Genomic DNA, 13,918 nt, shown 5'->3' on the forward strand with positions numbered 1-13,918 from the left:
CTTTCCCTGGAGCTTGAAAATGCCCATTTCCAACCCTGCGATAACGGCGCGGCTGGCAGCGATCGTGCTGTTTGCCGCCATCACCCCGACCATCCTGATGACCGCTCCCGCCGTGGCCGCGCAGTTGGCCAGCCAGTGGCAGCTGAGCCCAGCGCGTATCGGCGACTTGTTTTCCGTGGAACTGGGCGCCATGAGCCTGGCGACCTTGCCCGCCTGGTGGTGGCTCAAGCGGGTTGACTGGCGCACCGCCGCCCGGGTCGCCGCGCTGCTGTTCATGGCCGCCAACTTGCTGTCGATGCTGGCCGACACCTACGCCGGACTGCTGGTGTTGCGCGCTGCCAGCGCCCTGGCCGGCGGCTCGTTGATGATCCTCTGCCTGGCCAGTGCGGCCACCACCGCCAACCCCAGCCGGGTCTATGGTGTGTGGGTGATGGGGCAGTTGATCGTCGGTGCCCTCGGCCTGGTGGTGTTGCCTGGTTTGTTCGATCGATTTGGCTTGAATGCCTGCTACTTGCTCCTGGCAGGGTTGATGGCTCTGCTGCTGCCATTGGCGCGGGCGTTTCCCGCCGGTAGCCCTGCGTTGCCCGCCAACCGCGCCCCGGTATTGCCCGGTTCACGCTGGAAAGCCGCCCTGGGGGTTGGCGCTGTCCTGGCCTTTTACATCAGCCTGGGGGGCGTATGGACCTTTATCGGTGCCTTGGGCGCCAGTGCCGGGATTTCGGCGCAGCACGGCGGCGAAATCCTCGCCATCGCCACCGTGATGGGTATTGCCGGGGCAGCGAGCGCTTCACTGATCGGGGCCCGCTTGCCGCGTGGAGTGCTGTTGCTGCTGGGCTACCTGTTGATGGCGGCAGCGGTGCTCTTGTTGCTTGGCCAGCCCGCATTGCTGCGATTTGCCTTGGCGGCGCTGCTGTTCAAATTCACCTGGACCTTCATTCTGCCGCTGATCCTGGCCTGCCTGGCCGACCTCGATCACAGCGGCAAGCTGATGAACGCCTCCAACCTGGTTATCGGCGGCGGCCTGGCCATCGGCCCAGCGCTCGCCGGCCGCCTGATCGAGGCCAGCGGCGGGTTCAGCCTGTTGCTGCTCGGTGCAGCCGCTATCACCCTGCTGTCGCTGGTGATGATCATCGCCAGCCGTCCCCATTCCCCCACTGAACTGGAACCGGTATGAACCCAACCACCGCATTTTTCTTCGACGAAATTAGCCTGTGGCACAGCGCCGGCGCCCATGCTCTGACCCTGCCCGTGGGCGGCTGGGTGCAGCCGCCGGCCGGCAGCGGGCATGCCGAGTCACCGGAGACCAAGCGCCGCTTGAAAAGCCTGTTGGATGTCTCCGGACTGAGCCGCCAACTACAACTGCGTAGCGCGCCGCCAGCCAGTGAAGAGGATCTGCTGCGCGTCCACAGCCGTGCCTATCTGCAGCGTTTCAAGGCCCTGAGCGATGCTGGCGGCGGTGAGCTTGGCCCCCAGGCACCGATTGGGCCGGGCAGCTACGAGATTGCGCAACTGTCCGCCGGACTGACCCTGGCCGCCGTGGACGCGGTGCTCAGGGGCCAGGCGCACAATGCCTATTCGCTGTCGCGGCCACCGGGGCATCACTGCCTGGCAGACAGCGCGATGGGCTTTTGCTTTCTCGCCAACATTGCCATTGCCATCGAGGCCGCCAAGGCCCGCAACGGATTGGGCAAAGTTGCCGTGATCGACTGGGATGTGCACCACGGCAACGGCACGCAGTCGATCTTCGAAGAACGGGCCGATGTGTTGACGATTTCGCTGCATCAGGACGGCTGCTACCCGCCTGGCTACAGCGGCGACCAGGATCGAGGCCGCGGGGCCGGCGTGGGGGCCAACATCAATATTCCGTTGCCCCCAGGCAGTGGGCACGCCACCTATCTACACGCCATGGAACGCATCGTAGTGCCCGCGCTGGAGCGCTTCGAGCCGGAGTTGATCATCGTTGCTTGCGGTTATGACGCCAACGCCGTCGACCCGCTAGCGCGCATGTTGTTGCACAGCGAATCGTTCCGTCTGCTGACCCGCGCCCTGCGCCTGGCAGCCGATCGTTTATGTCAGGGCCGCCTGGTGCTGGTGCACGAAGGCGGCTACAGCGAAGCCTATGTACCGTTCTGCGGCCTGGCGACCCTGGAGGAATTGAGCGGCGTGCGCACAGCGGTGCTAGACCCGATGCTTGAGTTTGTGCAGCTGCAGCAACCCGGTGCGGCGCTGCAGGGGTTTCAAGCGCAGTGGGTAGAGCGGTTGGCCGGAGGGATCATTGATTCACAGCAGGCGCGGATTGTCCCTGCTAACCGAATGGGTTGACCTTCATGGTCTCACCTGACCTCGGGTACGCACCGCGCGTTTTTCGTACTTGTCCGCATGTAACTCGGCCTGTTGCTTAAGTGCCATGCAGTACTGAAGTAAACAAAGATTGGCGTCCGGCGTCTCGGCCTCCGTGCTCAAACGCCTGGCCGCTGCGGCAGAAATGGGTTTTCCTCGTGGCATAAGCCAGCCTTTGATGACCGCCTTGCGGTCATTGACCAGCGTGGCGTGATTGAGCTTGAGCACTTCAATCGTTTGAACCGCCTCCGGTGAAAGCCCTTCAACCTTTCCGTCTCTTAAAAATCGAAAAAGCCGGCTCGCGTGGGGCGAAAGAGGCGATACAAAGGGGTTTCGAGCGGGGTCGTAGGCCTTTTTTTCCTCTGCTCCGTACTCACAGGCGACATTGGACTGACTAGGCGGATAGCATGCGACCATGTTGTCGTAAGCGATGCTTTGGTCCACATGCCTTGCCTGGGGCAGCACATGTTCGATATGGCAGCTAAAAATAGTGTCTTGGCCTTTGGCTCCGCATTCTTGCGCCGTAGGTAGCCGACGTAGCGTATAAGCGCAAAGATGAAACTGCTCACGCAATAACGACCTGCGCACAGGCTCCGCTGGAAAACTGCTACCACGGCCATAAAACAGATTTTGCGGCGTGTCTTTGTTTTCCCGACGCCACTCAATCAACTCGCGGGGCTCTGCCCCTTTCGTGATGGACCTCATGCTTCACTTTCTCCGGCCCACCTCAAGGAGTCGATGCTCGCTTGTACTTCCAGGATGTCCGGAATGTCCCCAACCTTATCTCTCAATTGCGAAAGACTGGCTTCGGCATGCTCCAGTTTGTCGTCATCCAGATAGCGATGTATTGCCTGGAGTTGATGGCCAACGTCGCGGTTTTGCGCGACATCCCCCATCAATTCTTCGATCACTTCGCCGCTGCGTAACCCAAGCGAACGCTCTGGATGCCCGATAAACCGGCCATCCTTCAATAGCATGATTGCTTCAGCCGGCAGCTCACCCAATATTTGTGGTGAATGGGTGGTGATGATGAACTGGCAATTGGGAAAGGTCTTTTCAAGGTTTGCAACAACGGTACGCTGCCAACCCGGATGGAGATGCAGGTCCAATTCGTCGATCAGGACGACACCCTTCCCTTGCAGTGGGTCAGCCACTTCGCGATTGAGTAATGTAAGCCTGCGCGCCAAATCGCCAACCATTGCCAATAGACATTTTTCACCGTCGGATAGCTGCAGGACATTGAATTCGAGATCGCCTTTGAGGACCGTCATTCTCAACGCTGGCTTACGACGAACGCGGACGTCCCGGAATCCAGTGAAGGTTTCGATAGCTCGGCGTACAGCGGAGAGCTCTCTGTCTCGATAGCCAGGGGTGTCCCGACTACTTTCATTTTCAAGATCTTCCTGATTGCGAAACCAGATGAAGAACCGCTTGAAGTCCGCGCCACCGTGGCCCAACGCATCGTCATACCCTTCAGCGATAGCGTTAACCAACTGTTCGCGAACGCGCAATGGTACGTCTAGTACGGCACGGTGCACGTCGTAATAAACTGCCAACGGCAATGTTATCCAATCATCAAATCCTGACTCGTAGTGCCGGATGCCGTATTCGAACTCGTCGGCTTTTACGTTCAAGGCCAATAAATCGCTACTACGATCTGCTGGATGTTTTCCTCCTTTCTTATTCAAGGCTATTGCCCAGCTCAAATCCTTTGTACCCGGCTGATTTTGCAAATCCGTCGTTAACTCCAAACGGGTGTAATCTTCCCCTGCTCGAATATCATCTTTGGACAAAGTTCTGGATTTGGCAGCCTTGCCCACAACCCGCGATGTCAAGTTCGAAAGCGTTATCGCCAACGCATCCAGAATCGACGACTTGCCCACGCCGTTGATGCCCACCAAAGCGACAGTCTTCCTGCCTTCGAAATCGAGTTCCATCTTCTCGATACCGCGGAAATTGACGAGGGTAAAACGCTTGATCTGCATGATCGGTTTCCAACATGCCCGGCCAGGTCAGCCGGTCTTCAGAGTAAGCACGGATGATAGTAATTATCGCCAAGTCTGTCACGGCGTTGACGGTCTTAATCTATCCGCGCTGAATAGCCAAACGCCACACCCGCGCAATGTCCGAGGCCCGCTCACGCAACAGGCGCGGCGCCTCGTGACAAGCCTGTTCCAGTGACATCGGGCCCGATGGCAAAGCAAATGCTGCGTCCACACCCTGGGCATACATCTGCTCGTAGCCCTCGCCCAATGTCCCCGCAATGACGACCACCGGCACGCCCTGTCGCTGGGCAATGCGAGCCACGCCAAACGGGGTTTTGCCACGCAGGGTCTGGGCGTCGAAGCGGCCCTCGCCGGTAATCACCAGGTCGGCACCCCGTACCGCTTCATCCAGGCCAACCAGTTCAGCAACCACCTCGACCCCTGGACGAAACTGGGCGGCGAGGAACGCCTTGGCAGCAAAGCCCAGTCCACCGGCGGCACCACTGCCGGGTTCGTCGCGCACATCCTTGGGCAGCACCTGGGCGCAATGGTCAGCGAAGTGCCCAAGGGCCGCGTCCAGTTGTGCCACCTGCTCGGGGCTCGCGCCTTTTTGCGGGCCGAAAATCGACGAGGCACCGTGGGGGCCGCACAGGGGATTGTTGACGTCGGCGGCGATTTCAAAACGCACCTGTGCCAGGCGCGGGTCCAGTTGTTCGAGGCTGATATGGGCCAGGCGCGCCAACGCCAACCCACCCGCCGGCAGTGGCTGGCGTTCGCTATCCAATAGCTGCACGCCAAGGGCCTGCATCGCCCCCGCGCCACCATCGTTGGTAGCACTGCCACCAATCGCCAGGATGATGCGCTGCGCCCCGGCATCCAGCGCGGCGCGGATCAACTCGCCGGTGCCATAGGTGGTACTGGAACAGGCGTCGCGCTGCCCCGGCGCGACGAGTTGCAAACCACTGGCCTCGGCCATCTCGATCATCGCGGTATGGCTGTCGGCCAACCATCCCCAACGCGCTTCGACGCTGTCGCCCAGCGGGCCTCGGACCGTGTGCCGGCGCAATTGCCCCTTACATGCTGCGAGCACCGCATCCACCGTGCCTTCACCGCCATCGGCCATCGGGCATTGAAGCACGTGCGCATCAGGCCAGACCTCGGCCCACCCCTCGGCAATCGCCTGGGCGACACCTGCGGCACTCAGGCTGTCTTTGAACGAGTCGGGGGCGATCACGATTTTCATGGGCTTTCTCCGGTTTTTATAACGCCCATGCTGCCAGTTGGCTGGGGCAATGACGCGGGGCCGATGCACAAGTGTGGGGCGGGTTTGTTGTTCATTTCTACAATGCCCGTTGTAGGCGCGAGCTTGCTCGCGAAAGACCGGAACGCGCCGCGGTGAATCCGGCAACCTGCGTTATCGTTGACGTTTTTCGCGAGTAGGCTCGCTCCTACAGGGGGTGGGGCAGCAGTTGGACGCCCAGGTACAAGGCAAGCATCCCATCTAGCGTCAGCGGGTCTACGCCGCTGAGTTCGGCTATGCGCTCCATGCGGTAGCGCAGGCTGTTGCGGTGAATGCCCAAGGCGTCGGCACACGCCTGGCTTTGCCCATCGTGCTCGCACCAACTGCGCAACGTGGCAAGCAGTTGCCCGTTGCTGTCCTTGGCCAACACTTTGCGCAACGGGTTGAGCAATTCGTCCAGGGCGTCGTCGTTGCGATGACGCCACAGCATCACCGGCAGGCGATAACGGTTGAGGGTCAACAGGCGTGATTGCGGCAGGATATCGCGGCCATAAGCAAGCAGATCACCCACCCGCCGATAGCAGCGGCGCAGTCCCGCCAAGCCCTCCGCTTGCCCGCCGATGGCCACGCGCAGGACGTTCCAACCCAGGCCGTCGAGCTTTTCCAGCAAGCGGGGGTTATCGACCTGCACCCCAGCAGGTCGGCACCACAGCAAGGAAAACTGCGCAGAGCTGACGCACCAACTGTCGGGGTAGCGGCTGGCGAGCCAGGCGCTCAGGGCCTCCGCCGTTTGGCCCGGGCCCAGTTCAAACAGGTATGGCGTGCGCGCCAGTTGTGGCTTGAGCCCCAGTTGCTGGGCTTCGTCCACCAGGCGCGGGGAGTCGCCGCTGTCGGCCAACAGCAGGGCCAGCAGATCATCGCAACGCTGGCGCCGCCATTGTTGTTCGGCTTGCTGGTGGCGTTGGCTGACCAGCATTTCAGCGGTCATGCGCACCAGTTCGGCATAGGTGCGTAACCCATCCGGCTCGCCGGTGATACCCAGTACGCCAATCAGGCGCTGATCATGCAGCAGCGGCAGATTGATTCCTGGTTGCACACCCTTGAGATGCTTGGCGGTCTGCCCGTCGATTTCCACCACCCGCCCATTGGCCAACACTAGCTGGGCACCTTCATGGCGGGTATTGATACGCTCCGGCTCGCCGCTGCCCAGGATCAAGCCCTGGCTGTCCATGACATTGACGTTATGGGGCAGGATTGCCATGGTGCGATCGACAATCTCCTGCGCCAGGGCATGATCCAGCTCGAACATGGGGCTAATTTCCTGAAAAAGGTTGTTCACCAGCACAGCGCAAAGATGGCTTGACTGTGCGCCGGCACAAAGACAGTTGCCCTTCACGTCACCGAGACTGTCAGGGCGGTCAACGTTACCCTCGCACCGCGAAAAATCATAATAAAGAGAGAATCCCATGTCACAGAGCGCCACTGCCGCACTGGCCAGCGATGACGATAAAAACGCCATCTACAAGCGCATTACCCTGCGCCTGATCCCCTTCATTTTTATCTGCTATCTGTTCAATTACCTCGACCGGGTAAACGTTGGCTTTGCCAAGCTGCAGATGCTCGACGCGTTGAAATTCAGTGAAACCGTATACGGCCTGGGAGCCGGGATTTTCTTTATCGGCTACGTGCTATGCGGCGTGCCGAGCAACCTGGCGCTGACCCGGTTTGGCCCGCGGCGCTGGATCGCGTTGATGATGATCGTGTGGGGTACGCTCTCCACATGCCTGCTGTTTGTGACCACGCCCACGCATTTCTACACCCTGCGCCTGCTCACCGGTGCCGCTGAAGCGGGCTTCTTCCCCGGCGTGGTGTTGTACCTTTCGCAGTGGTTTCCGACCTTCCGCCGTGGGCGAATCATGGCACTGTTCATGTCGGCGATCCCGGTGTCCGGTTTGCTCGGCAGCCCGTTTTCCGGCTGGATTCTCAATCACTTTGCCGCAGGCCAAGGTGGCTTGGCGGGCTGGCAGTGGATGTTCCTGCTGCAAGGCATCCCGACCGTGGTCCTCGGCGCCCTCGCCTACTTCCTGCTCAGTGACAGCTTCGCCAACGCCAAGTGGCTCAAGCCCCATGAGCGTGCGGTACTGGAAGCGGACCAGGCCACAGACCTGGCTAACAAGCCGAAAACCACCAGCGACTCCCTGGCCGAAGTGTTCAAGAACCCGGCGATCTGGGCATTCGGTCTGATCTACTTCTGCATCCAGAGTGGCGTGTATGCGATCAACTTCTGGCTGCCGTCGATCATCAAGAACATGGGCTTCAGCGACAACCTGGTGATTGGCTGGCTCAGCGCGATCCCGTATCTGTTGGCGGCGGTGTTCATGTTGCTGGTGGGCCGCTCTGCCGATTTGCGCAAGGAGCGCCGCTGGCATTTGGTGGTGCCGATGTTGATGGGCGCCATTGGCCTGGTGATCGCCGTTAACTTCGCCACTACGCCCGCTATCGCCATTCTCGGCCTGACCATCGCCACCATGGGCGCCCTGACCGGCCTGCCGATGTTCTGGCCGGTGCCCACCGCCATGCTCAGCGCAGGTGCGGCGGCGGGTGGCTTGGCGTTGATCAACTCCATGGGGCAGATGGCGGGTTTTCTCAGCCCGTATATCGTGGGTTTTGTGAAGGATGCCACCGGGTCTACGGATGTGGCGTTGTACCTGCTGGCGGCGGTGATTGTGGGCGGCAGTGTCCTGGCATTGCGGATGACGCGCACGCTCAAGGCCTGACGCCTTCAACGTGGGAGGGATCTGCTCCCTCCCACTTGGACCATGTATTTACAACAGGCCGCCACCGTCGATATCAACCACCGCACCGGTCATAAAGCCATTTTCCATGGCCAGTACATACCCCGCCGCCACTTCTTCAGCCTGCCCCACCCGCCCAACCGGCAACCCTTGGCCCGCCTTGGCAAACATTGCCAAGCGTTGCTCTTGGCCAAGCCCTGCATAGGCCGGTGTGTCTATCACCCCTGGGCTGATCACATTGACTCGACGCGGCGCCAGTTCTTTGGCCAGTTGCTTGCCCAAGGCCTCGGTCGCAGCGTTAATGCCCGTCTTGATGAACTGCCCTGTCGCCAACTTGCGCCCCAACTGGCCCGAGGTCAGGGTGATGCTGCCCTGTTCGTGCAAAAAGGGCAGCGCGTGTTGAATGGCGCGTAGTGCGCCCCAGAGCTTCACATCGAAGTTGTCCTGGGCTTCATCCAGGTCTGTTTCAATCAAAGGCTTGGCCCGCACCGAAGGCCCCGAGGTGTAGACCAGATGGTCAAAGCGCCCCACGGTTTCGAACAGTTGCGTTAACGAGGCGCTGTCGGTGACGTCCACCGGCTCGCTGCGCAGCCCGCTGTCGGAACCTGGCGCCAAGCGGCGCCCGGCCACGATCACATGCGCGCCTCGCGCCAAGGCTGCCTGGGCCACTGCCGCGCCGATACCGCTGCTGCCGCCGATGACGATGATGGTTTTACCGCTCAGAGAAGAGGTCATGAGAAAACTACCTGGGTCAGAAAGTGAGCGTTCATCTTCCCAGCTTGGTAATCGATGAAAAATCCGGGTAAAACGACAAGATCTTTAAAGGATTTTTATCAATGAGCTCCATTCTCGACCTCGAAGTCTTCGTGCGCAGCGCCGACACCGGCAGCCTGACGGCCGCCGCCCGTGGCCTTGGCCTCACGCCGGCGGCGGCCAGCATTGCCCTCAAGCGCCTTGAAACCCGCCTCGGCATCCGCCTGCTCGCCCGCTCCACCCGCAGCATGCGCCTGACCGAAGAAGGTCGGCGTTACCTGGACAGTGTGCGGGTGGCACTGGAGGCGCTGTCGGACGGCGAGCACGCCATCAAGCAACAGGGCCAGAGCCTCAGTGGTTTATTGCAGTTGGCCGCGCCCTCGGACTTTGGTCGCAATGTGCTGCTGGGCTGGCTGGATGAGTTCAAGCTGGAGCACCCCACCATCCGTCTGCAACTGTTGCTCAACGACAGCAATGCCGACTTGTTTCGCGACACGGTCGACATCGCCTTGCGCTTTGGCGTGCCTAGAGACTCCAGCCTGGTGGCCCTGCCGGTGGCACCCGATCACCATCGCATTGCCTGCGCCAGCCCCGACTACCTGGCGCGCCACGGTACTCCGCATACGCCCGAAGATTTGGCCCACCACAGCACGCTGCGCTATATGCGCCGGGGCCAGGCCAATAGCACCTGGTATTTCCGCCAGGGGGCGTTGCTTCAAGAAGTCGAGGTGAGCGGTGACTACCTCAGCGATGACGGCGAGATTGTCCGCCGCTGGGCGTTGGCGGGGCATGGCATTGCCTATAAGGCCAACCTGGATGTGGCCCGTGATATTCAGGCTGGGCGGTTGGTACCCTTGCTACCCGACTGGCAAGGCGAACCCGCGCCGTTCAACCTGATGTGCCCGCACCGCCTGCAAGTGTCGGAACGCGTGAAAGTGCTGCACCGCTTTTTACAGGCCCGCTGCCTGACTTTGCTACGCACATGAAGAAATGCCTCCAGGGCTTGTTCCAGAGCGCTCGGGTCTGGTATTGCATCACTTACATTTGCGTGAGGAGCTTTGCATGAATTACCGCACATTGGGCCAGTCCGGGTTAAAGGTCAGCGCTCTGACCCTCGGCACCATGATGTTTGGCGAACAGACCAGCACCGAAGATTCGCTGCGCATCATCGACAAGGCCTGGGACCAGGGCATCAATTTCATCGACACGGCTGACGTGTATACAGGCGGGCGCTCCGAGGAAATCGTTGGCGAGGCGATTGCACGCAACCGCCAGGATTGGGTGGTGGCCTCCAAGGTCGGCTTCGGCCCTACCGACGGCGTGCCCAACCGCAGCGGTTTGAGCCGCAAGCGTCTGTTCAACGCGCTGGACGCCAGCCTGGCACGCCTGGATACCGACTACCTGGACATCTACTACCTGCACCGCGAAGACCACGACACGCCGTTGGAGGTCACCGTGTCCGCCATGGGAGATCTGATCCGCCAGGGCAAGGTCCGCTATTGGGGCCTGTCCAACTACCGGGGTTGGCGCATCGCTGAAGTGATTCGCGTGGCCGAACGCCTGGGCGTCGATAAACCCATCATCAGCCAGCCGTTGTATAACATCGTCAATCGCCAGGCCGAGGCCGAGCAGATCACCGCTGCAGCGGCCTACGGCCTGGGAGTGGTGCCGTACAGTCCACTGGCCCGAGGGGTCCTCAGCGGCAAGTACGCACCGGATGTCACGCCCGAGCCCGGCAGCCGTGCCGCGCGCCAGGATAAACGCATCCTGGAAACCGAGTGGCGAATTGAATCACTGCGCATTGCCCAGCAGATCCAGCAATACACCCAAGGGCGTGGCGTGGGGATCGTCGAGTTCGCAATCGCCTGGGTGCTGAACAATGCGGCGGTAAGCTCGGCGATTGTCGGGCCACGGACCGAGGCGCAGTGGGACGCCTACACCGGGGCGCTGGCGGTGAAGATCAGCGCTGAAGACGAGGCATTCATTGATTCGTTGGTCACGCCGGGGCATTCGTCCTCGCCCGGGTTCAACGATGTCGGGCATTTTGTATCCGGTCGATTGGCACGCCTGTAGACTACCCGCGCAATAATTGGCTTTCGCGAGGACAACGTGTCTAAAGGTGTGGTGTTATCGGTCTTGGCTTCGGTGTTGTTTGCCGTGATGTATTACTTCACATCACTGCTAACGCCCCTGAGTGGCCTGGAGATTTTCGGCTGGCGCATGCTGCTCACCGTGCCCTGCATGACGGTGTTCATGCTCGTCAGCGGAGAGTGGCGCCGGGTCTGGGAACTGCTGCGCATGCTCGCGGCCAAGCCACGGCTGATCGGCGGCGTACTGGTGTCGTCGGCCTTGCTCGGTGTGCAGCTGTGGTTGTTCATGTGGGCGCCACTGAACGGGCGCAGCCTGGATGTGTCGGTCGGTTACTTCCTGCTGCCGCTGACCATGGTGCTCACCGGGCGCCTGGTGTGGGGCGAACAGCTTTCCTACCTGCAAAAGATCGCGGTTTTTTTTGCCGGGCTCGGTGTACTCAACGAGTTATACCAGGCCGGTGGGTTCTCCTGGGCGACGCTGGTGGTGATCATCGGTTACCCGCTGTACTTTATCGTGCGTAAATACCTCAAGACCGACCACCTGGGCGGCCTGTGGCTGGACATGGCGCTGATGCTGCCGGTGGCATGGTGGTTTGTGCAAAGCGGCGAACAGGGCTTCGCAGTGATGGATGCCCACCCCAATTTGTATGCGCTGATCCCGATACTGGGTCTGATCAGCGCTTCGGCGTTGGTGAGCTATATCATCGCCAGCCGGCTGCTTGCGTTCAGCCTGTTCGGGCTGCTCAGCTATGTCGAGCCAGTGCTGTTGCTGGTGGTGGCGCTGCTGCTGGGTGAAGGGATCAAGGCAGGCCAATGGCTGACCTACATCCCGATCTGGATCGCGGTCATGGTGCTGGTGTTCGAAGGGTTCAAGCATCTGGTGCGGCAGCGTAGGGTTTGACCGACGAACAGTCGACAAACTGCAACTGTGCTTGATGATGTTGAGTAGCCCCATCATCATCCAAGGTGGTGAACTGTAATTGCGGGCCGGATAGATCGCCGCTAGGCAACTCAGGTATCGCAACCCGTGCAGTAGCATAAGGTGCAACCATCGGCGGATCTTCGCTGTGATGCTCCACACCACCGAGTGTCAGAACCACACCAGACAAGGTCACGTGATACGCCGTGGGGTTGAGCACCTCCAACCCCACGTCGTCCCCTCGGCTTAGGCACCATTGAAGCGCATGAACCACGTCCTGTACCTTTCCCGGCAATTGGGCGGGCCGGAGGAAAAGCTTGATCCGCGTACGAAAGGCAAATTGCAGGGCGTTGGTTTCATCGGATGCCTCAACGCTCGGTCTGATTGCCAGTACGTTCAGCCAGTACACCGACTCCCGGTCGGCCACCTGTTTTGGCGTTTGATCATGCATGATCCGCAAGGCGCGCCCGGTACCCGCGTTCATACGGGCGATGGGTGGCGTAATCGTGAACGGTACATCACTGTTCTCGGGTGCCGCCATCGCATCGCCATCATCGATCCACGCTTGCACTAGGCGCGGACCGTCAGCCTCATTGTGCAGATTGACCACCACCGTGCGCGCGGTAACCGGGTAGATGACACGCGTGCGGTCAATCACGATTTCGCCCTGCACGGCGATTGCCTGCAAGCTCATCAGCACGCCCAGGCCCCCGCGCCAAAGCGCGCTGCTCATCGGTAGCTCATTGTGAATGACGCCAACCCGTTCGCGCTGCCGGGACGGATCGAGGAGGCGGTCTGGATATAACGTGCGGTCAAAGGGATCTGGACAGTCGCATTGCCAGTACTGCCGACCAGCCACTGATTCGGGTTCCCAATCGTCGTGGAGTCAGCCCCATAGCGCACCAGCGTGTTCCCCCGTAGTAATTGCAGAGCAACGCCACTGGCCATAGAGGTACGGGTCAAGGACAGTACGTCGCTGCGATTAGCCGGCACGGTCTGGTCTGTCACCGTCACAAATACGTCACGCGTTGCCCCGCCGATGCCACCCGCACATGACAGTGTGATATTGCGGGTCACGCTGCCGGCGAAACTACCCACGCCGCGAAAATCACGAGCAGCCACGGCCGGCATAGGCATGGCGACCGAAGGTGTTGAGACCCTGCAGGTGGGTTTTCGTGGCGCATTGATGGTGACGTTGGAGAAGTTCACTGCGTAATAGCCAGCGCCGGTGATGGGCGTGCCGGTGATCGTATACCTTGCAATGTTTCTGGCGGTGATCGTGCCACCCGTTATGGCGCCTGTGGCGACAAAATAAATTCGGGTATCAAGCCCAAGGACGATGGGCCTTGCTCTGGCATCTCCAACAATGAGTGTGACACCTGCCGTGTTGATGGCCATGAACGGCCGGTTCGGGTCCCTCGCCATCAGGGCAAACCCCACCCCAGGCACATTGGTGGCATACACTGGCATTGAAAGCCCGCTAGCGAAAAATGTCCGGCCCGTCGGCGTGCTATTGACCAGTGCCAGCCTGGCCTGTGCCCCTAAAGCAATTCGTGTGGTACACCGAAGCGCGGACGATGGAGGACTGTCGAAGCGATAGCCGTTGGCGGACCCGACCACCTGCCCGATTTGCTGCCCGGCCGCAACCGTGATCGGGGGAATGGAAATATTCACCGCCGGGCCGGGGGCACAGGTGATCGCTTGAGCTTCCAGCGCCACCATCCATCCTCCCAGCACCACGCTGGCAAGTGAAAACCTAGTCATGAAAACAACACCTCTGTCATATCGAATAAGTC

13 protein-coding genes are annotated in these 13,918 nt (G+C 60.6%); 6 read left to right on the forward strand and 7 right to left on the reverse strand.

What is annotated here, in order from left to right; all coding sequences use genetic code 11:
• Positions 1–19 precede the first annotated feature (19 nt).
• On the forward strand, positions 20–1,174 hold the full coding sequence (locus HBO10_RS22125) for an MFS transporter (protein WP_034127472.1): 1,155 nt from the start codon (positions 20–22) through the stop codon (positions 1,172–1,174).
• Complete coding sequence (locus HBO10_RS22130; protein ID WP_052199964.1) at positions 1,171–2,322, forward strand: class II histone deacetylase; 1,152 nt, start codon at positions 1,171–1,173, stop codon at positions 2,320–2,322. The genes HBO10_RS22125 and HBO10_RS22130 overlap by 4 nt, the downstream gene beginning before the upstream one ends.
• A gap of 3 nt (positions 2,323–2,325) precedes the next feature.
• On the opposite strand, the gene HBO10_RS22135 is transcribed toward HBO10_RS22130, so the two are convergent.
• The 4 genes from HBO10_RS22135 to HBO10_RS22150 form a co-directional block, all read right to left on the reverse strand.
• Positions 2,326–3,045 (reverse strand): hypothetical protein, encoded by a 720-nt coding sequence (locus HBO10_RS22135; RefSeq protein WP_060764750.1) that lies wholly within the window; start codon positions 3,043–3,045, stop codon positions 2,326–2,328.
• Positions 3,042–4,325 (reverse strand): AAA family ATPase, encoded by a 1,284-nt coding sequence (locus HBO10_RS22140; protein WP_034127474.1) that lies wholly within the window; start codon positions 4,323–4,325, stop codon positions 3,042–3,044. The genes HBO10_RS22135 and HBO10_RS22140 overlap by 4 nt, the downstream gene beginning before the upstream one ends.
• A gap of 100 nt (positions 4,326–4,425) precedes the next feature.
• On the reverse strand, positions 4,426–5,568 hold the full coding sequence (locus HBO10_RS22145) for a glycerate kinase (protein WP_034127475.1): 1,143 nt from the start codon (positions 5,566–5,568) through the stop codon (positions 4,426–4,428).
• 205 nt (positions 5,569–5,773) lie between these two features.
• Positions 5,774–6,874: a sugar diacid recognition domain-containing protein gene (locus HBO10_RS22150; RefSeq protein WP_034127476.1), complete on the reverse strand. Its 1,101-nt coding sequence runs from the start codon at positions 6,872–6,874 to the stop codon at positions 5,774–5,776.
• Positions 6,875–7,031: 157 nt separating this feature from the next.
• Here HBO10_RS22150 and HBO10_RS22155 point away from each other — a divergent pair, with 157 nt between their 5' ends.
• A complete protein-coding gene (locus HBO10_RS22155) occupies positions 7,032–8,342 on the forward strand; it encodes an MFS transporter (protein ID WP_034127477.1) in 1,311 nt (436 codons plus the stop codon).
• A 48-nt stretch (positions 8,343–8,390) separates the two neighbouring features.
• On the opposite strand, the gene HBO10_RS22160 is transcribed toward HBO10_RS22155, so the two are convergent.
• Entirely contained in the window at positions 8,391–9,095 is a 705-nt protein-coding gene (locus HBO10_RS22160) for an SDR family oxidoreductase (protein WP_034127478.1), read from the reverse strand.
• A 101-nt stretch (positions 9,096–9,196) separates the two neighbouring features.
• Here HBO10_RS22160 and HBO10_RS22165 point away from each other — a divergent pair, with 101 nt between their 5' ends.
• The 3 genes from HBO10_RS22165 (at position 9,197) to rarD (ending at position 12,104) form a co-directional block, all read left to right on the forward strand.
• Positions 9,197–10,099, forward strand: coding sequence for a LysR family transcriptional regulator (locus HBO10_RS22165; RefSeq protein ID WP_034127479.1), 903 nt, complete (start codon positions 9,197–9,199; stop codon positions 10,097–10,099).
• Between the two features lie 76 nt (positions 10,100–10,175).
• Complete coding sequence (locus tag HBO10_RS22170; RefSeq protein ID WP_034127480.1) at positions 10,176–11,186, forward strand: aldo/keto reductase; 1,011 nt, start codon at positions 10,176–10,178, stop codon at positions 11,184–11,186.
• A 36-nt stretch (positions 11,187–11,222) separates the two neighbouring features.
• On the forward strand, positions 11,223–12,104 hold the full coding sequence (gene rarD, locus HBO10_RS22175) for an EamA family transporter RarD (RefSeq protein ID WP_034127481.1): 882 nt from the start codon (positions 11,223–11,225) through the stop codon (positions 12,102–12,104).
• Here the strand turns inward: rarD and HBO10_RS22180 are convergent.
• Both HBO10_RS22180 and HBO10_RS22185 read right to left on the reverse strand, forming a co-directional pair.
• The gene (locus HBO10_RS22180; RefSeq protein ID WP_052199965.1) at positions 12,073–12,855 is read right to left on the reverse strand and encodes a molecular chaperone; all 783 of its coding nucleotides are present in this window, start codon (positions 12,853–12,855) and stop codon (positions 12,073–12,075) included. The two genes, rarD and HBO10_RS22180, sit on opposite strands and share 32 nt — an antisense overlap.
• The gene (locus tag HBO10_RS22185; RefSeq protein WP_080757688.1) at positions 12,852–13,886 is read right to left on the reverse strand and encodes a fimbrial protein; all 1,035 of its coding nucleotides are present in this window, start codon (positions 13,884–13,886) and stop codon (positions 12,852–12,854) included. The genes HBO10_RS22180 and HBO10_RS22185 overlap by 4 nt, the downstream gene beginning before the upstream one ends.
• Between the last annotated feature and the right edge of the window lie 32 nt (positions 13,887–13,918).

Source organism: Pseudomonas sp. WS 5503 (assembly GCF_012985385.1).
Classification (GTDB): domain Bacteria; phylum Pseudomonadota; class Gammaproteobacteria; order Pseudomonadales; family Pseudomonadaceae; genus Aquipseudomonas; species Aquipseudomonas paracarnis.